Annotated in this window: 20 protein-coding genes and 1 tRNA gene; 6 read left to right on the top strand and 15 right to left on the bottom strand. The window is 60.8% G+C overall.

The window, feature by feature from the left end; translation table 11 throughout:
• Positions 1 to 50 precede the first annotated feature (50 nt).
• From OPIT5_23500 to OPIT5_23480, 5 genes are all read left to right on the top strand, one after another.
• Complete coding sequence (locus OPIT5_23500; GenBank protein AHF92725.1) at positions 51 to 2,042, top strand: hypothetical protein; 1,992 nt, start codon at positions 51 to 53, stop codon at positions 2,040 to 2,042.
• 63 nt (positions 2,043 to 2,105) lie between these two features.
• The gene (locus OPIT5_23495; GenBank protein AHF92724.1) at positions 2,106 to 3,227 is read left to right on the top strand and encodes an aminopeptidase; all 1,122 of its coding nucleotides are present in this window, start codon (positions 2,106 to 2,108) and stop codon (positions 3,225 to 3,227) included.
• Between the two features lie 123 nt (positions 3,228 to 3,350).
• Positions 3,351 to 3,427 (top strand) — tRNA-Met (locus OPIT5_23490).
• Positions 3,428 to 3,886: 459 nt separating this feature from the next.
• Positions 3,887 to 4,225: an XRE family transcriptional regulator gene (locus tag OPIT5_23485; protein AHF92723.1), complete on the top strand. Its 339-nt coding sequence runs from the start codon at positions 3,887 to 3,889 to the stop codon at positions 4,223 to 4,225.
• The gene (locus OPIT5_23480) at positions 4,222 to 5,508 is read left to right on the top strand and encodes a phosphatidylinositol kinase (GenBank protein AHF92722.1); all 1,287 of its coding nucleotides are present in this window, start codon (positions 4,222 to 4,224) and stop codon (positions 5,506 to 5,508) included. Before OPIT5_23485 ends, OPIT5_23480 begins: the two co-directional genes overlap by 4 nt.
• Before the next feature lie 32 nt (positions 5,509 to 5,540).
• Here the strand turns inward: OPIT5_23480 and OPIT5_23475 are convergent, their stop codons facing one another.
• The 15 genes from OPIT5_23475 to OPIT5_23405 form a co-directional block, all read right to left on the bottom strand.
• Positions 5,541 to 6,155 (bottom strand): heme-binding protein, encoded by a 615-nt coding sequence (locus OPIT5_23475; protein ID AHF92721.1) that lies wholly within the window; start codon positions 6,153 to 6,155, stop codon positions 5,541 to 5,543.
• 316 nt (positions 6,156 to 6,471) lie between these two features.
• Positions 6,472 to 6,834, bottom strand: coding sequence for a hypothetical protein (locus OPIT5_23470; protein ID AHF92720.1), 363 nt, complete (start codon positions 6,832 to 6,834; stop codon positions 6,472 to 6,474).
• 198 nt (positions 6,835 to 7,032) lie between these two features.
• Positions 7,033 to 7,404 (bottom strand): hypothetical protein, encoded by a 372-nt coding sequence (locus tag OPIT5_23465; protein AHF94694.1) that lies wholly within the window; start codon positions 7,402 to 7,404, stop codon positions 7,033 to 7,035.
• A gap of 93 nt (positions 7,405 to 7,497) precedes the next feature.
• Positions 7,498 to 7,767 (bottom strand): hypothetical protein, encoded by a 270-nt coding sequence (locus OPIT5_23460; GenBank protein ID AHF94693.1) that lies wholly within the window; start codon positions 7,765 to 7,767, stop codon positions 7,498 to 7,500.
• Positions 7,764 to 8,237: a hypothetical protein gene (locus OPIT5_23455; GenBank protein ID AHF94692.1), complete on the bottom strand. Its 474-nt coding sequence runs from the start codon at positions 8,235 to 8,237 to the stop codon at positions 7,764 to 7,766. Before OPIT5_23455 ends, OPIT5_23460 begins: the two co-directional genes overlap by 4 nt.
• Positions 8,238 to 8,256: 19 nt before the next feature.
• A complete protein-coding gene (locus OPIT5_23450) occupies positions 8,257 to 9,327 on the bottom strand; it encodes a hypothetical protein (protein ID AHF92719.1) in 1,071 nt (356 codons plus the stop codon).
• Positions 9,328 to 9,332: 5 nt separating this feature from the next.
• Positions 9,333 to 10,115 (bottom strand): hypothetical protein, encoded by a 783-nt coding sequence (locus OPIT5_23445; protein ID AHF94691.1) that lies wholly within the window; start codon positions 10,113 to 10,115, stop codon positions 9,333 to 9,335.
• A 110-nt stretch (positions 10,116 to 10,225) separates the two neighbouring features.
• Positions 10,226 to 10,912, bottom strand: a complete 687-nt coding sequence (locus OPIT5_23440; protein AHF92718.1) for a hypothetical protein — start codon at positions 10,910 to 10,912, stop codon at positions 10,226 to 10,228.
• Positions 10,913 to 10,927: 15 nt separating this feature from the next.
• On the bottom strand, positions 10,928 to 11,875 hold the full coding sequence (locus OPIT5_23435) for a hypothetical protein (GenBank protein ID AHF94690.1): 948 nt from the start codon (positions 11,873 to 11,875) through the stop codon (positions 10,928 to 10,930).
• Between the two features lie 12 nt (positions 11,876 to 11,887).
• Positions 11,888 to 12,190, bottom strand: a complete 303-nt coding sequence (locus OPIT5_23430) for a hypothetical protein (GenBank protein AHF94689.1) — start codon at positions 12,188 to 12,190, stop codon at positions 11,888 to 11,890.
• The gene (locus OPIT5_23425) at positions 12,187 to 12,984 is read right to left on the bottom strand and encodes a hypothetical protein (GenBank protein AHF94688.1); all 798 of its coding nucleotides are present in this window, start codon (positions 12,982 to 12,984) and stop codon (positions 12,187 to 12,189) included. The genes OPIT5_23430 and OPIT5_23425 overlap by 4 nt, the downstream gene beginning before the upstream one ends.
• On the bottom strand, positions 12,981 to 13,421 hold the full coding sequence (locus tag OPIT5_23420; protein ID AHF94687.1) for a hypothetical protein: 441 nt from the start codon (positions 13,419 to 13,421) through the stop codon (positions 12,981 to 12,983). The genes OPIT5_23425 and OPIT5_23420 overlap by 4 nt, the downstream gene beginning before the upstream one ends.
• Entirely contained in the window at positions 13,396 to 16,023 is a 2,628-nt protein-coding gene (locus OPIT5_23415; protein AHF92717.1) for a hypothetical protein, read from the bottom strand. The genes OPIT5_23420 and OPIT5_23415 overlap by 26 nt, the downstream gene beginning before the upstream one ends.
• The gene (locus OPIT5_23410; GenBank protein AHF94686.1) at positions 16,004 to 16,366 is read right to left on the bottom strand and encodes a hypothetical protein; all 363 of its coding nucleotides are present in this window, start codon (positions 16,364 to 16,366) and stop codon (positions 16,004 to 16,006) included. Before OPIT5_23410 ends, OPIT5_23415 begins: the two co-directional genes overlap by 20 nt.
• Positions 16,367 to 16,408: 42 nt before the next feature.
• Entirely contained in the window at positions 16,409 to 16,747 is a 339-nt protein-coding gene (locus OPIT5_23405; GenBank protein ID AHF92716.1) for a hypothetical protein, read from the bottom strand.
• Positions 16,748 to 17,049: 302 nt separating this feature from the next.
• Here OPIT5_23405 and OPIT5_23400 point away from each other — a divergent pair, with 302 nt between their 5' ends.
• Complete coding sequence (locus OPIT5_23400; GenBank protein ID AHF92715.1) at positions 17,050 to 17,667, top strand: hypothetical protein; 618 nt, start codon at positions 17,050 to 17,052, stop codon at positions 17,665 to 17,667.
• Positions 17,668 to 17,671 lie beyond the last annotated feature (4 nt).

Raw genomic sequence — 17,671 nt, 5'->3', positions numbered from 1 at the left:
CCGTCTTTTCAACCTTCAGTCCTTCAGCTTCTTCTCCAGCCTTTTCCAACATGGCACTCCCACACATCAAACTCATCTGGGGCGGCAAAAAGAAACAGCCCGGCCGCTGGTACGCCGGGCTGTTCGGCTTCTACCAGCCCCGGTCCGGACGCGGAGAAGCCATCGCGGTCAGTGTCCGCGGCGTCCTCTGCTGGGGCATCCTCCTCGGCGCCATCGCCTGGGTCGCCGGAGCCACCACCATCTATTACCGCTGGCAGGCGCGACCCTACAATTTCGTCACTTGGACCGACTGCCTCCTGTATCCGGCCCGCAAGGACGCGATCAACGCCAAGCGCGGCCAGGCCACCCTCGCCGAAGCCTTCGACGACCTGAAAAACCGCCAGTACAACAGCGCCATCGCCAAGCTCCGCATCGGCCTCAACCGCTATCCGCAGGATTCGCGCGCCCGTCTCGAGCTCGCCAAGATGTTCCTCGCCTGGAGCATGCGCCCGCACGCCGTCAAGCTGCTCTCCGAAGGCATGGATTTCGGTTACCCCGGCCGCACCTACCTCGAACTCGCCTTCGCCCTCGCCGCCCAGGGTGAAGACTACGAGCTCTGGATCGACCTCTGCCAGCAGGCCATCGACCTTGCCAACAAAACTTCCGGTGTCAGCGAAGCCGACAAACGCTGGCTCTCGGAACAACTCGTCAAGGCCCTCTTCGCCGCCGACCGCCATGAGGAAGCCCTCGCCTACGCCGACCAGTCCCCCGATCTTCTTCCTGCGCTCCGCAACGAACTCAAGATCCTCGCCCTCCTCTCGAAAACCGACAAGACCCCCGCCGTCGCCGCCGCCGAAGCCTGGGTCGCCCGCGAGCCCCAGTCCTCGCAAGCCCTCCGCATCCTCGCCCGCTGTTATCGGGAACAGGGCGACAACGCCAAACTCGTTGCCACCCTCGCCCGCCTCCGCGCCAACGAACCCACCGACCCGCAAGGCTACGCCTTCAGCGTCATCCAGATGGGTCTCGCCGGAGACAAGGCCGCCGCGGCAAAGCTTCTCGACGACTACATCTTCCGCTTCGGCTCTGTCCCGGCCAACTACATCGTGCTCGGCACCGCCCTCGGCCAGACCGGCGAACTCGATCTCATCAACACCCTGGACCAGGAAGCGCGCCTCCGCGGCTTCAGGCTCGGCCAGCTCGAACTCGCCCGCCTCCAGGCTCTCATCAAACAAAAACAATGGACCCAGGCCCGGCAGGTGGCCGACACCCTGCGCCGCGGCCTCCCCGAAGATGCCGTCCAGCAAGTCGGCACCATCGAGCTCCTCAGCCGCCTGATCGCCGCCGCTGCCGATTCCGGCGAGTCGTCCCAGACCGCGCTCATCGAGCACCTCAGCGGCCGTCAGCTCCCGCTTGCCACCTACCGCCAGATTATCGAGACCCTGACCGAAAACGGCCGCGATGCCACGGCCCGCCGCATTGTCACGTTCGCCGACGGCGCCTATCCCTCCAGCCCCTGGCTCGCGCAAGAACGCGAGAAACTCGACACCGCCGCCCGCGCCCGGCAGGACGCCCTCGCCGCGCGGGATTCCTCGCGCCCCGGTACGGCCATCGCCGCCTCGGCCTCCGAATTTTACCGCCAGTTCGACCAGCTTGTCACCTCCGGCGACCTTTCCGCCGCCAACCGCCTCATCCGCGAGACCCGCCAGGCCCGTCCCGACTGGCTCTCCGCCGAAACCAACGAACTGGCTTTCCGCGAACTCAAGCTCGTCACCTCCGAAGACGACCTGCTCCGCATCCAGTTGCAGGCCCGCACCTATCTCAACGGCGATCGCAACCGCACCCAGAATGCCACCACGCTCGCGCAATCGCTCTACGGCACCGATCGCAAGCCCGGCGCGATCCTCCTCATCAAGGAGGTGCTCCGCCGCACCCCCGACTACGCCCCGGCCAGACGCCTGCTCGACGTGTGGGAACCCAAACCGAAGCCCAAACCCGCCGACCCCGCTCCCGCTCCGCCGGCCGCGTCTCCCGCGGCCGAAGCGGCCGCCCCGGCCACGCCATAAGCGCCTGCCACCTTCCCGTCAGTTCACGACCGTCAACACACCCGCCGCCGAACTTTTTCAACCATGCTCCTCGATCCGCGCTTCCACGACCTCGCCGCCGGCCTTACCGGATTTTCCTGCGACCTTCGCAAAGGCGAACGCGTCCTCATCGACGCCTTCGATGTTCCCGACGCGATGGTCATCGCCCTCGTGCGCGCGGCCCGCGCCCGCGGTGCGCATCCGTACGTCAACCTCCACCGCGCCCGGATCACCCGCGAACTCATGCTCGGCGCCGAGGAAACCCAGTTCCGGCCCCACGCCGAAGTCGAGCTCAAGCGCATGGAAATGATGGATGCCTACATCGCCCTGCGCGGTTCCGACAACATCTTCGAGTCGTCCGACGTTCCCCCCGAGCGTGTGCAACTCTTCGCCCGCCTCATGAAGCCCGTCCTCGACTACCGGGTAAACAAGACCAAGTGGGTGGTCCTCCGCTGGCCCACTCCGGCGATGGCGCAACAGGCCGGCCTGAGCACCGAGGCGTTCGAGGATTTTTATTTCCGCGTCTGCACCCTCGACTACCGCCGCATGACGCCCGGCATGAAGGCGCTCAAGACCCTCATGGACCGCACCGACCAGGTGCATATCAAGGGGCCTGGCACCGACCTGCGTTTCTCGATCAAGGGCATCGGTTCGCGCGAATGCGGCGGCCTGCGCAACATCCCCGACGGCGAAGTATTTTCGTGCCCGGTGAAAGACAGCGTCGAAGGTGTCGTCCAGTACAACACGCCCACCGTTTATCTCGGCGCGTCGTTCGACAACATCCGGCTCGTCTTCAAGCGCGGCAAGATCGTCGAGGCCACGTCCAGCAACACGAAACGCCTCAACGAGATTCTCGATAGCGACAGCGGCTCGCGCTACATCGGCGAATTCGCGCTCGGCTTCAACCCGCACATCAAGGAGCCCATGCGCGACATCCTGTTCGACGAGAAGATTGCGGGCTCCTTTCATTTCACGCCCGGCCAGGCTTACGAAGGCGTCGGCAACGGCAACAAATCGCAGGTTCACTGGGACATGGTCTGCATCCAGCGCCCCGAGTACGGCGGCGGCGAAATCTGGTTCGACGGCAAACTGATCCGCAAGGACGGTTTCTTTGTCCCGAAGCCCCTGCACAAGCTGAACCCCGAGTACCTGCTGGGAGAAAAATGATTCGTCGACAACCGGTTCGGGAGGCCGGACAGGGCATTCTGAAATTTTGAAGAAATCTTTTCAGAAAGCCCTTGACTGTCCTGTCCCGCTCCCCACTTTCACCGCCTCTCATCTGTTCCTTGTTGCAGGGTGGAGCAGCCTGGTAGCTCGTCAGGCTCATAACCTGAAGGTCGTTGGTTCAAATCCAACCCCTGCACCCAATTTGAAACCCTCCGAATCGCTTCGGAGGGTTTCCTGTTGAAGGACTTACGAGATTGCATCCACCTCTGCCATGACAAGCAAACCTCTGGCAACACCGGGCAACTTTTGGGCCAAAAACCAAAGAAGACACCAAAGAAAACACCAAAGATTTCTGCAGCGAGGTCCATGCCGATGCAATGGCCTTGATGCGCGTGTCCTCCGGGTGAAATCCATCGTGCGCACCTTCGCTGGGTATCAGGGCCTGAGTCAGCCTGCCGCCCGGGAACCGGGAGCACGCCGGCATCGGTGGCGATGTTCACGGAGGGATCGCCCGCTTCCTCCAGATAATGCATCGCGAGGGCCACTGTCTCCGGTCACACAGACCGACAGCAATAACCGGGAAAGAGCTTGCTTCACCCAGATAAGGATTCATATATGAATTCTTATCTGGTAATAAGACTTATCTATGACTCTTAAATATGCGCTCTGCTTTTCATGACTTGCTCCCGTCGCCGGTGAGGCGTTCCCTCGCGAAATTTGGCAAGGACCTCGCGACGGCACGGCGAAAGCGCCGCATTACCGTCGAGATGATGGGGGAACGCATCGGCGTGTCCAAGGCGACCTACACGCGCATCGAAAAGGGAGATCCTTCGGTGGCGATGGGGGCCTACGCGATGGCGCTCTTTGTTCTCGGTCTGGGTGAGCCCCTGGGGGATCTGGTGGACGCCCGTCGTGATGACGCGGGCCTTCTGATGGAGGAGGAGCATTTGCCCAAACGGGTGCGGGTGCGGATCAAAAATTCACCGACATCCTTATGAAACAGACCATCCAGGTTTATCTGGGCGACGAGCAGCATCGGGTCGGAACCTTGCACTACGACGTCAATGGTCCACGCGAACGGGCCGCTTTCGCTTACGATCCGGCATGGCTTGAGAGTTCCGACCGTTTTTCGCTTGAGCCGGGTCTTCCCCTGGTCTCCGGCGCGCAGTTTCACCGGAAGACGAAGGCAGGTTCTGTTTTCCATGCGGTTATCGCCGACACGGAACCGGACGGGTGGGCCCGCCGGGTGATTCTGCGTGACCACGCCAAGCGTCGCCAGGAAGCACGAAGGGCGGGACAGGCATCGAAGCCGGGCCACTTCAATGCGATGGATTTCCTGCTCGCCGTGGATGATTCAAGCCGGGTGGGCGCGCTGCGATTCAAGGATGAGGCCGGGGTCTTTTGCCGCGCCGCCGAAGCCGGGCGCAGGACCACCCCGCCGCTTGTGGAATTAAGCCGTTTGCTGACGGCGACCCGTGCGGTTGAGACGGAGAACGAAACGGCTGCCGATCTTGCCTACCTGCGCGGACGGGGCACTTCTCTCGGCGGGATGCGTCCCAAATGTACGGTGGTTGATGAAGACGGATGCCTCGCCATCGGAAAATTTCCCAGTGTGCATGACGAACGGCCTGTCACCAAGGGCGAGGTGCTGGCGATGCAACTCGCACAGGCGGCGGGAATCCATGCGGCGGATACACGGCTGGTCGCCAGCGATGGCCTGCCCGTGGCCTTGATCAAACGCTTTGATCGTCCTCAAGGCGGTGGCCGGCTCATGTATGTCTCGGCCGCCACCATGGTGGGAGCCGAGCCGGACGATTCGCAGGATCATTTTTATACGGAGATCGTGGATGCCCTGCGGATTCATGGCGCCGCCGCTCAGGATGACATCGATGAATTATGGCGGCGTATGGCCTATTCGATTCTGATCACCAATGTGGACGACCATCTGCGCAACCATGGGTTTCTCCATTTCAATCGTGGTCTGTGGCGGCTCGCTCCGGCCTTCGATCTGAATCCCTTCCCTGATCGTGTTCGGGAACTAAAAACCTGGATTTCCGAAGAGAGCGGTCCCGAGGCAACGATCGATGCCCTCCTGTCGGTCATCGCCTATTTTAGAATCCCGTTACGTAGGGCGAAAACGATTCTCGGCGAAGTGGAGCGCGCTGTTTCCGGTTGGCGCGAAAAAGGGAGCGCCCTTGGAATGACAGCGCGGGAACTCGACCAGTTTGCCGAGGCTTTCGAGCATCCTGAACGGGAAGCCGCAAGGCGAACCTTGGCGTAAAGCCGACGGTGTTTTGAAAAATTGAGGATAACTCACGCCTGTGTGCGGCGGATCACGCCGACGAGGACGCCCTGGCATTCGAGTCCGTTTTCCGGAACGATGTCCTCGTAACGTTTGTTTTCCGGATGCAGGATCGCTTGGCCACCCCGGTAAACGAGCCGCTTGAGCGTGGTGGTCGTGTCGTCCACGAGCGCGGCAACGATGTCGCCTTCACGAGGTTCCCGGCGTTCGAGGATGGCGAGGTCGCCGTCGAGAATATGGGCATCGGTCATCGAGTCGCCGCTGACCCGCAGTGCCCACAGTTGCCGCCGTTTCCCCGGCCGAGTGACGCCAAAAAGCGCGGGATCGATCCGGATGGTCTGATCCGACTCCTGTTCCTGCATGGTCGGCGTTCCGGCAGGGATGGTGCCATAGACTGGCACAGTAAAAAGCTGCCCCTGCACGGTCCGGGCGCGGAGCCCCCAAGTTCGTCCGTCGATCTGCTCGATCTGCCCCTTGCGGGCAAGGGCGCGGAGGTGGTTCATGACCGCATTCTGGCTCTCGTAGCCGAAGTGTTTTTGAATGTCGCGCGTGCTCGGCGGGATGCTGCGTTCGGCCTGCACTTCACGCATGTAGTCGAGAATGGATTCCTGTTTTTCGGTGAGCATGGCGTCGGTGAACTGAATGTGCGTAACTATCAATAAGTGTTCGAATGAACACATATCTGAATATTTTCCAATGCTCAAAATGTGCTTATTCAATTAATCGCTAATTGAATGATGGTTAGGCCGATTCCAAAACCGTCTGCGGGGTGTATCGGTGCGGAAAATCGGAAGGCAGGCCCGCCCTTCCCTCGTCCAAAAACGATTGGAGCATACGGGAAAGGCCAAGGCCGTTTTGGCAGCCTTGGCCTCTCGATCCATCTCCCTGTTCCGGTCTTCCGATTGCTACAGCTTCGTCTCAACATCTCTGCGCCTGCTCGCGCTACACGGCGATAGAGAAGGACTGGCTTCGTTTGGCGGGAGCGATAACGGCCCTCTGGCCTTCCTCGGCCAGCCGGGCGACTTCATTCCACTGGTAGCGCCAGGTGCCGGGCAGGACTTCGACCGGATGCAGGAGACGGTCGCGGGTCATGCGCCAGATGGTGACGCGGCTCAGGTTCAGGGTCTTGGCCACCTGCTGCTGCGTGACCAGCAGCGGCGGACCATCCGGCCCGGACGGACGCGCGGTGATGGCGGCTTCCGGCTGGCCGGCGAGTGTCCGTTCGAGGACGGTGCGCTCCGGCGGCGTGAGGAGCGGATCATTGGTTAGCAGTGTCTGGAGGAGTGCTCGTGTCGTTGTATTCATAATTTTGTTACGGTTGAATTTTTTGTTGACGCGCTATTTTACTCCCGAAGTGCGAATCGAAATAGGGACAACGAAACCTGCGTTTTCCCCGGATTACGCCCGGCATCGGTTTCGTGTCATCCGGCAACTTTACCGGGCCGCAAAAAGCGGCGAGAGCCGAAGCCCTCGCCGCTGCTGTCCGGAACGTCCGCGATGCGATTACGCGCGAATGCCCTGCCCCGCCTTGACCGTCTGGTTCATCGCTTCCGATTTCGCGGCGTTGATGAACGCTCGCTGACGGTTTTCGGCGGGCACGTTTTTGATGCGCTCCTCGACCCTGGCCTTGATCTCGGGATGTTCCTCGACCCAGGCGACGATCTCCTGGTTGCGCCCGTTGGTGTATTCGTTGCGCTGCATTTTCGCGAGCATCTGCTTGCGAACCAGCTCCTCTTTGCTGAGTCCGCTGTAATACTCGTGGAGCTTTGGATTTTCCTCGATAAACCGATCCAGCTTGGCGTCGATTTCCGGGTTTCTCCGAAGGCTCGGACGTTCCTGCGCCTTCCTGGCGGCGACTTGTTCTTTTAATGGCATAATGCCTCCTGTGTTTCCCCAGCCATTTTTGACACAAGACGGCTGGTCGCCATTGGCATTTGACCTTGTTTGAGCGGGAGTCGCCCAAAGTGACTAAAGCGTGATCGCGCGTTCATCGTAGTGTTCCTCCAGCGGCAACGGAAGCGGCACGTTTTTGATGCCCATCACGCCACGCTCGAACTCCGTCGTGACTTTCCATGAGGTGGCGCACGCCAGCCACATGCGGATCAGTTGCTCGACAGTCGGACTCGCGCCATAGGCAGCCGCGAGTTCGCGTTCCGCCCGGGAAAAAACGTCCAGCAGATGGGGCGGAATTTCCATCTGAAGGCCGGTATCGGCGGGAGCATTGGCAGCCATATTCATTTCTCCTCCGTAATGTTGCCTGCCTGCTTTTTTCGCAGTTCGGCGATGTCCTTGTTGAGCTTGGCCAGTTCGGCGACCAGCGCCTCGTTTTGTTCGATGAGCGCGGCCATCAACTGGTTCTGCTCGGCAATCTTCTGTTCCAGTTCCGCGGGCAGTGGATTCGGTTGTGAGGACGGATCGGATACCGCCAGCACGGGACCGAGCGGGACGACGGTCGGCGCATTGGGCGAGAGATTCCAGCTTGCACCGGCTTCCTTCCGGTAAACGACGTGCGACTCGTGCATCACGTTCGGATCGTTGGGATCGACGAAGCGCCCGACCGGATACGCCTTCAGCGTTTCACCAGTCCGGACTTTTTCCGTGTTGCCCTGATCCAGATCGGTTCCGGCAACAGGCGACGGCGGCGATGCCTCGATGGACGGCGGCGGTTTTTTTGATGACTCGCAGCCTGCTGCCAGCAGTGCGATCAACGCACAAGCAGGGAACAGGCTACCGGGATGGCGGGTTGGTTTCATGGGATGACTCCTTTCTCCAGATTTCTCCAATGCGGACGTTGCCTCGCGTGCCCTTCCCCTGATCGAGGGTTTCGGTCACGTAGAGGTAAAATTGTTTTCCGGCAGGAACGCGGACGTAAAAACCGTCGCGCTCGATGACTTCCTGGATGCGCTTCGCATACAGGTTCAACACATCGGCCGTGCCCTGAAGCGCGGCATTGCGGCCGGACGCTTTGGGAACTTCCCAAACACCTCCGTAGGCGGTGGTCTGATCCTGCATTTCCATAAACCCGCTCGCCATGCCGGAGAGAAAGGTGGCGGCGAAGAGTTTTATTTCCTGCCAGTTGTCCGACCTGATGAGTCGGCCGACCAGACCGGCGGAGCCATCGCGCAAGCCAAACTCACCGGTTACGTCGTTGCGTTCGCGATCCAGCGCGATGCCGCTGAGCACGAGCTCCGTGCCATTGAGCGCACTTCCGTCGCGCCAGACGACGACCCATTTGCCGGAAATCGCGATCCGCTCGCGCGAGCGATCCAGCGAGGCCCGCCCATGGACCTCGACACCGGCAGGAATGACCAGCCTGCCCTCGTGCCAGACATCTTCGGTGACCAGCCCAATGACCGGCGTGTCCAGGCTGGATGACTCGATGGTCACGACCGTTTCACAAGGGATCATCCGTCCATAGGGTGCGTAGATTTTCGACAACTCGTCGGCCTCGCTTCCCGTTCCCGACGAACCGGTGAACAGGCTGATCGGCAGCACCTGTGATTTCGCCGGCTGGTTGGCTGACCGCTGGCGGACGACATGGGGACGGGATTCGGCGGGAGTGTCGTCTTTCGGTTTTTCCGACCACAATGGAGCAGGCGGAATTTTGAGCGGCACGCCAGTCCGCTGGATGGACTCGCGTCCGACCGAGGGAGCGGGCGTTTCCACGCGCGTCATTTGTTCGGCCCGCGCCTTGTCACGTGCATGCGAGCGCCAGACCATCGCGGCGCCGACCAGAACGACGCCGACGAAGAGAACGACGTTGCCGGACGGAGATTTGATAAAAGTCCAGAGTTTCATGGCGGCTACTCCGGCAGGACGAGGCGGGCGTCACGCTCGACTCGCGGGACGATAACGCTGAACCGGTTTTTGATGCTGAGATTGGCCCGTCCGCCATTGGGCGTTCCGGTGATGGCAAAATAGCCCGTCGCTTCCGCTTTCGGCGGAATGATCCCGGAGGCGTCGGCGATGGACGCATGATAAACATGCTGACCGACACGCGCAGCCAGACGCTGCGATTGATAGATGACCTCCTTCTCCCCCGCGTTCTTCAACCGGAGTTTGAAGACCAGTGTGTCCTCGGGGTCGAATCGGAACACTTCCTCAACCGTCACCTGAAAATCCTTATACAAGGTCACATCGCCGGGCGCGGCGTGTTCGATCTGCTGCACGGCTTCCGGATATTGCTGCGCGACGAGCCGGAAACTTTTGGCGCGGTCGAGCAGGCCAAGAAGCGTCTCCGGCGTCACTCGCTTTTTAAAACTGGCGCTGCGACCGGCCAACGCATCCTCGTAAAACGTGACCGAGCCATACGGTTCCTCCGACGTGACGAAGCGCAGGACAAATGTCCGGTTCTTCCAGATGACGTTGACCGCGGCCTTCGCATTCGGCTCCAGAGCCCGAACGCTGAAAAAATACCGGCCCGGCGTGTAGGCGAGCAGCACCGGAGCGGGTGTTTCCGGATGGGTGGAAATGTTCGCAGCCTCGATAGCGGTCAGCGCCGAGGGGAACATCAGCGTTGTCGGCACATCGCGACCGATAGGGATTTCGTAAACGGTGCGTTCATCCAGCGGGAACTGTTTGATCACTTGCGGCCGTTTGGCCGGAGACGCCGGTTTGGACGGATCGGACGGAATCGGTCGTGCTCCGGTTTCGGAGCTTCCGGCCAGCGCCAGCGCGAGCAGGGCGACGCTCGCCGTTAAAGAAGGGTGTAGTCGTATTTCCATACGCCGAGCGGATAGCGTTTGTTCGCGAGCATGTTCGGATTGCGCGCGAACGAGAGGTTGAGGGTGAATTTTGGCGACTCCGTGAACGCCTGATTCCCGAACACCCCGGTTCTGATCAACTGGCCCTCCACCCGAACCAGCACGTAGTCATTTCGCGTTTGCAGGATTTCAATCCGGAACACCTCCGGTTTCTGGTGGATGTTTTTTCCAAGAAATTCGTCGTGCGTCTGCTCACGGTCGTCCTGTGCTTTGGCCGCCGCTTCCACGAGGAAAAGTTTTTGCAGCATGTCCGGGTAATCGAACCCGCGCGGGTTGCGCTGGAAAAACGCCAGCGTGGCCCAGAGCGCCATTGCTTCGTGAAGCTCCCTGGCTTCCTCGAAGCCGAGCAGCGGCGAAACGGAAAACGTTCCGCCTCCATCGAGGACCACGACGCGTTCGCGCATGCGGTAGGCACCGATAATCAGATACGGCTGCAGGATGGCGAAGGCGACCGCCCCACAGGCAACGAGGAACCACATGCGGGCGGCAAAGGCATTGTCAGCGAACAACCGCGTCGGCGAAAAACGCTCTCGTGTCTTGCCGGCGTCAGCCGGCAGTCGCCGGGTCTGATCGATTGGCGTCTCCCGCAAGCGTGCTTCTGATTTGTCCAATGACTCCATGACAAGTTCCTTTCGTCAGATTCCCGGCGTCGCGCCACGAACCGCGGGCGGCGGCGAAGGCGGTAATGCTACCACCGCAGTTGAAGAGGCGGAACGTCCGCGCGCCTTGCTTCCTCCACCACCAAACCGACCCTGCATGCTTGGCGTGAGATTGGCCGTGCCGCGCACGATGGTGACGGGATTGCCGGATCGACCAGTGAAGCCCGCGCCCTGCGCGAAGAGCATCTGCATGACGAACGGTGTCGAAACCATGCCGACGATGATCATGATCGTGGCGAGGATGCCGCCGACCATGTTGAGCAGCGGCGAATAAAGGATGTCGCTCACCGTTTCCGGATTGGCTCCGACTGTGTTCCGGAAATCCGTCCAGACGGACAGCGCCACCAGGTTCGTGAGCGCGAAGCCGATGGGCCAGGCGAAGATCGCCAGCATTTGCTGGAAAAACCGGACGCCGATGCTGGTCAGGCCCGGCACCATGAAGATGGCGAGAGCGAAGGGCGTGATGAGGTAGAGCAGCCACCGCAACACGTATTGCAGGATCAACATCGGCACGGTGATGAGGGTCCCGATGTAGATAAAAATGTTGGCGAGCGCATTGGAGACGGCCTGATAGATCGACTCGTTGAGCCGTCGCCACGACCACTCCTGCTCTTCCGGATTGGTCGTAGTGGATTCGCGGATCTCGTCGGCAGACGAGGTCGGATTCTCGTTGTAGCCGGGATCGATGTATTCGGCGACCGAGAGAAAAGTTTTTTCCACGCGGGGAAACCAGCTTTCCATCGTCGCCACCGCCGCGACGATGACGACTGCCTTTGCTAGCGTCTTGACCACGGCGGTTCCGGTGGGATGTCCGGTGCCCATGTAGCAGACGAGCCCGACCACCATGATGGCAAAAACGATGAACCGGAACGCCAGCACCAGCGCCGTGATTTTGCTCTCAATCGATGGTATCAGGATTTCCATGGCGTTGCATTTTCAGTGAATTTTGTCGGCCGATCCGACAGCTTCGGCATCCGCCTTTTTCTGGGCCTCCAGAAGCTCCTGCACCTGCCGCTGTTTTTCGGCCTCACGCTGCGCCTGCTCCTCCGGCGTCAGTTTCCGGAACATCTTTTTGTTCATTTCCGTAATCGCCTGGTTGGCCCGCTCGGCATCACGGCGGGACTGCTCCTCCAGTTCGAGGCGGGCGCGCTCCCGTGCATCCCGGTCGGACTGGCTTGGACCGCATCCAGCGGCGAAGAACGCGAGGGCGGAAAGAAAAACGACGGGGAGATTTTTCATTGGAGTTCGCTCCTGAGTTTGAGGGTTTTCATCCACGAGGTGATGCGGCGATTCGCCAGATGGTTGTCCTTCGCCTCCAGTTCGGCGGCGGCGAGCCGTTCCTGTTCAATGCGGGCATCATTTGCGATTTTTTGCAGGGCGACTTCATCGACCTGACGACGGCGCGTCGCCTCGACCTGTTCGAGTTGGCCGTTGAGGACCGCCAGCTTGGCCGAGAGCTTTTGCACTTCGGCATCCGTCGTCGCCGCCTTCAGTTCCACAAGGGTCAGAGCGATTTCCTCCTGAAGTTCGTCGGTGCGGATTTTGGTTTCATCCGTGACCTGCACGGCGTTCTCCTGTTTGGCGTCGAGAACCGAGTAGCGGCGGAAGGTCAGCGGATCGTGTGCCATGGATCCGCCCTCGATATCGACGTTGCGAAGGGCGCGGTAACTGCCGTCAGCGGTGTTTTGCAGCGAGTCGAGGCTTTGCGTGATGCGGACGATTTCGTCACGGGTTTTGCCGTAGGTTTTGGCCAAATCCTCTTCGCCCAAGACATCCAGCAGCACATTGGCTCCAGCCTCGACGGGATTGCCCGACCATTTGCGGAGGTCGTCCTGAATGTTGATCTGCTGGTTCAACTGGTCGATCTGCGTCCGCAGCCGCGCGATGCTGTCCGCCCACTGGGCGAGCGTGGCGACATGCTGGCGTGTGTTGTTGGCCAGATTGACGGCGTCGGTCACCGGCCACGCGGCGCGGCTCACGGAAGGGAACAGGCCGAGAGAAAGGAAAAGGAAAGGTAGGAGGAGCGTTTTCATGGTTCGACGCGGAGGTATTCGATGGACGGGTTCAGGATGACGCCGTTGACGGTGGCTTCGGGCAGTTCCACCGGCACGAGGCGGGTTGTGGCCTCGTCGCGGGTCGCGAACGAGCGCTGCTGGTTCTGGATGATCCAGTATTGCTGTTTTACTGCCTGGTTCATCGCGCGGTCGTAGCCGCGTTGCTCCGCCTCGTTCAGCGCTTTTCTGACCTGCGACTGCGTGATTTTCGAGGCGAGGTAGCCGGCGGTGGCTCCGGCGGCGGTGATGCCGATGTCGCCATCGGACAGTTCGTAGGCGAGCGCGCCGCCGGCGCCGGCAAGGCCGATATCCGACGCCATGCCGCCCGCCGTGCTGCAACCGGACAGGCCGGCGACGGCGAGACCGAGAGCGCAGGCAGTGGCGACGATCCTACGCGGATTGTTTTTCCTCTTCATGATTTTCCTCCGGATCGGGTTGGACGTAGCGCACCGTGCCGCACAGCGGCGGATCGGTGACGGGAGAGAAGTAGCAGAGGCTGGAGAATTTTTTGTCGACGGGCTGTTGCTCCGGCATGGGGTAGTTCTGGATCGCAGCGCAGACGGATTCGGGGAGTCCGATGTCGCGGGCGATGTCGTCCACGTCGTTGCGGTCGAACTGCCGCATCAGGAAAAACTGTTTGCTGTTGCCGATCACGGCGGGGCGGATTTTCGCGTCCTTGAACCGGCTGTATTGTTGCACGATGGAGAGCGTCCAGCAGTTGAACTTGCGGAGCTGTGCGTAGGATTCGGCGACGATCTTGTCGCCGCCCGGCACTTCGAGGAAACGGGACAATTCTTCGTAGATGATGCGTTTGCGCAGATGGCGCGGCAGCGAGATGATGTGCTGGCGGGAAAACCCGGTGACGAGCAGGCCGGCGGCGGTTTTGAGTTCGAGGGCTTGTTCGGGGATGTAGCCGAGTTCGAAATGGGTGACTTCGCCGGTGAGCGAAACGTTGGTCTGGCCATCGAAGAGTTTGCCGTATTGGCCAAACGCACACCACGACGAGAGGAGCGTGGCGAGGTGATCGACGGTTTCCTTCCTGTGTTCGGGAAACCGCGAAAACTGCATCAACTCGACTAGGCTCGCGTGCACAGGGTAGTCGGACGGTTCGTAATACGTGTGCGCCATCGCCATCACGGCGCGCTCGGTTTGCGGCTCTTTCAGGAAGCGGGTGATGTCTGTCTCCGTGATGCCGGCGACGAATTGCTGCGCCTCGTCGTCGTTGCGGGCCCGGCGGTCACGCAGGTCGGCCCACGCTTCCATCTCGGTGGAGCCGAGGCCCATCTTTTCGCGTTTCCAGCGGTGGACGGCGCAGGCGAGGTGCCCGATCTCCGGGAGGAGGTCGTGATGTTTTTTCGACCAATCCTCGAAACAATCCTGGTAAAGCTGGCCGATGTATTGGCCGAGCATGGCCTGACGGATTTGCTGCGCTTCCGCATCGGGAGCCTCGCCGATCATGCGGGAAACGAGCGCGACGGCCGAGGCGAGGTGCAGATGGTTGAGTGGAAGTTTTCCCGTGTCGAAATAGTTGATCGTGAGGTCGCCGTCCGGATGAATGATGATCGGCGTCGCGCCGAGAGCCTTGGTGAAATCGGCGTAGGAAAGCCCCTCTTCCGCGATCATCGTGTGGAAGAAGAGTCCGGCGGTTTGTTCGAGGATATTTCGGACCGTAACCGACTTGCCGGCCCCGGTCGCGCCCAGCACGACGCCGTGCATCGGTGTCGGCGGCGTGCCGAGAAAGGTGCGGACGCCGACGACGTTGCCCTGCGCTCCGTCGTAGATCGCCTCCGCCTCGGCAAGGTGGCCGGTGAAGGTGGCCGAGAACGGCAGCATGTCGGCGAGGTAGGCGTCCTCGGCGTAGAGCGCGCGGTGTTGGTAGGGAGAGCCGGTCCAGCCCGGCCACGAGGCGAAGAAGAGTTTTTTCGCGGTCGAGGGCAGCGCGCATTCGTAATACTGCGCGCCGCCGAGGTTGTTGATCGCGTTCTTGATCGCGGCGCATTTCGCGTTGAGGGCGATTTCGTTTTCATCCCAGACGCGAATGATCCACGTCACCGAAAACGGCCGGATGAAACCGGTGGAGAGCGATTCGATCTTTCGTTCCTTCTTGCCGATGGCGACAAGGAGCGAGTGGCGTTCGGTATCTTCGTATTCGCCGCGCAGGCGTTCGATAGCCTTCTCCTCCTGCTCGACTTCGCGGCGGGGCGGCAACGGCGTGATGTTGACCGTGATCCGGTAGTCGAGAAACGACAGGCCGGTCAGGCGGAAGAGGATGCCGGGATACGTGCGACTCGGCCAGCGCTTGAGCGTAAAGACGGTGTGATAGCGGCCGTCGAGGTAGAAGCCGATACGGTCGAGGCCGACGCCGTCGGAGTTCCAGCAGTTTTCCTGGATCGTCAGCGCCGGGTTGAACTGTGCCTCGTGATCGGCGTCGAAACGTTCGGCCAGCGACGGGTTCAGGAATTTGAGGTAGTAGCTAAAATGCTCGCGGTCATCCATCGGCGTGACCGTCGTGTCCGTGCCGAAGAGCGTGCGCAGTGTCGTGGTGATTTCGTCAAAACGCGTGCGCAGTTCGGCGAGGATCTTTTCGTAGTAGGCGGCGAGTCCGGATTTCATTTTCAGGTTGCCGGAATAGCCGGTGATGTCGGTCGAGAGGAACAGCACCAGTTTTTCCCGGCGCAGTTCCCGTTTCTGCATCTTTGTCCAAAACCGGTTCAGAACGGAGCGGCGGGTGTTCTGGATGTGCCGATTGGCAAGGGTCTCGGTTTCGCGGTGATAGCGAGTAAGCTCCGGCAGGTAATCGGAATCGACCAGCCACTGGAGTTGCGCCCGCATGCCATCGCCGAGCAAGGCGAGCAGGCTGCGAATTTTGTCCTGATAGGCATTCAGGTTGTCCACGCTCGCCCCGCGCAGGTCGGGCGGTTGCAAGACGTAGCCCTTGCTCGCGATGCCGCCCTTTTCGAGGGAGCCGAAGAGCAGCAGGCCGTCTGCGAAATAACCGTTAGGATCGCCGCTGCGCATGGGATTCCTTTCCAGAGGGACGGAGGATCGGCGCCGGTTGCAGGCGCGGCGCGAACGTCCATCCTTCGCGGTTTACAAGGTGATCGAAGAGGTCTTCGGCGTAGCCTTCCGGTTTGTTGTGCCGGAGCAGCAACACCCACGCCAGCGGCACGAGGAGCAGCGGAGCCGAGAAGAGCAGCGCGACCACCATGCCGACCCCGAGCAGCACATGCATGAGGAGGACGCAGCCGAGTGCGCCGACGATGCCGCCGATCACGTAGAGGAAATCGTTCCCTTCGAGACCGAAGGCGCGGCCCTTGCTGTCGTTGACGCTGTTGGTGTCCGTCACGCGCAGTTCGCTCATGGCGTTTGGCTCCTGTTGCGTGGTTGCGAGTTTGTAGTGGAATCAGAACGACGGCGTAAGCACGCCGTCCGACATGCCGAAGATGTAAAATAGCGCGCCCATGATGGCGGCGGCACCGGCAATGATGATGCCGGAGACGATGCCCATCTTGCCGTCGGCGTCGCCGCGCTTCATCTTGTCCGCACCGGTCCAGATGTTGATGACGCCCCAGATGAATCCGACCATGAAGAGCAGGCCGAGCCCGTATTGGAAACCGGTCTTCACGTTCGTCGGGATCTGGGCGAGCGGCAGCGGGAGGATGCTGGCCGCGTGAATTTCGGAACTGACAAGAGACGTCACGATGGAGACGCCGAGGAACCATTTGCCGGATTTTGTTTTCATGGGAATGGTAGAATTTTTCCGTCGGGGGCTGGAGATAATCCGGAGATCGGATCACTCTGTTTGCCCTGATTTATGGAGGAAAAATAACCCGGCTCCCCGATCCACGAATGGGCGAAATCACCAATTATCGGGACAATCTCACCCGCGGCGGTAAGGAGATGGATTCGATGGTTGCGAACGCAGCAAGCTGGTCTGTGATGCGTCACCAGAAACGGCAGCGTGTAAAATCATCCTGAAAAGCTGACATTTTTGTTACAAATAAGTGCTCGTATTTGTAACGTTTCTCCTCTTAACTGGCCACCATGACACTGGCAAAGAAAGTCGCCGACAGAATCCGCCGCTGGCCCAAGGAGCGCGTGTTTTCCCGGTTCGACTTCCTCGATCTGGGTAGCACCGCCGCTGTCGGCATGGCGCTCAAGCGTATGGAGGATGCCGGCAAGATTCGCCGTGTTCGTCGCGGCTACTACGACCGCCCACGGACGCACCCGCTGCTCGGCACACTCAAGGCTGATCACAAGGAAATCCTCGCCGCCATTGCCCGGCGCACCGGCATGCGTTTGCAGACCGCAGGCTCGAATGCAGCCAACGAACTTCGGTTAACCGAGCAGGTGCCTGCCCGGATCGTTTACGAAACAGACGCGCCATCCCGGAAGCTCGATCTTGGCGGCCGCAACCCGATCCAGCTAAAGCATCGTCCGCTTCGCGAAATCGCGCGGGCCAGCGAATCGAGCCGGTTTGTCTTCGCAGGACTGCGGGCCATCGGACGCACACACATCACTCCCGAACGAGTTGCCCATCTGGCGAAGGAACTGAAGCCGGAACATAGAAGGCTGCTTCTGCGCGACCTCCGCTATGCACCGGCCTGGATGCATCCTCACCTGCGTGCGATTGCCGCAGGAGAACCCAAATCCCGCACATAATCTT

The organism is Opitutaceae bacterium TAV5 (genome assembly GCA_000242935.3).
Taxonomy (GTDB): Bacteria; Verrucomicrobiota; Verrucomicrobiia; order Opitutales; family Opitutaceae; genus Geminisphaera.
This window is presented reverse-complemented; position numbering and strand designations above follow the sequence as displayed.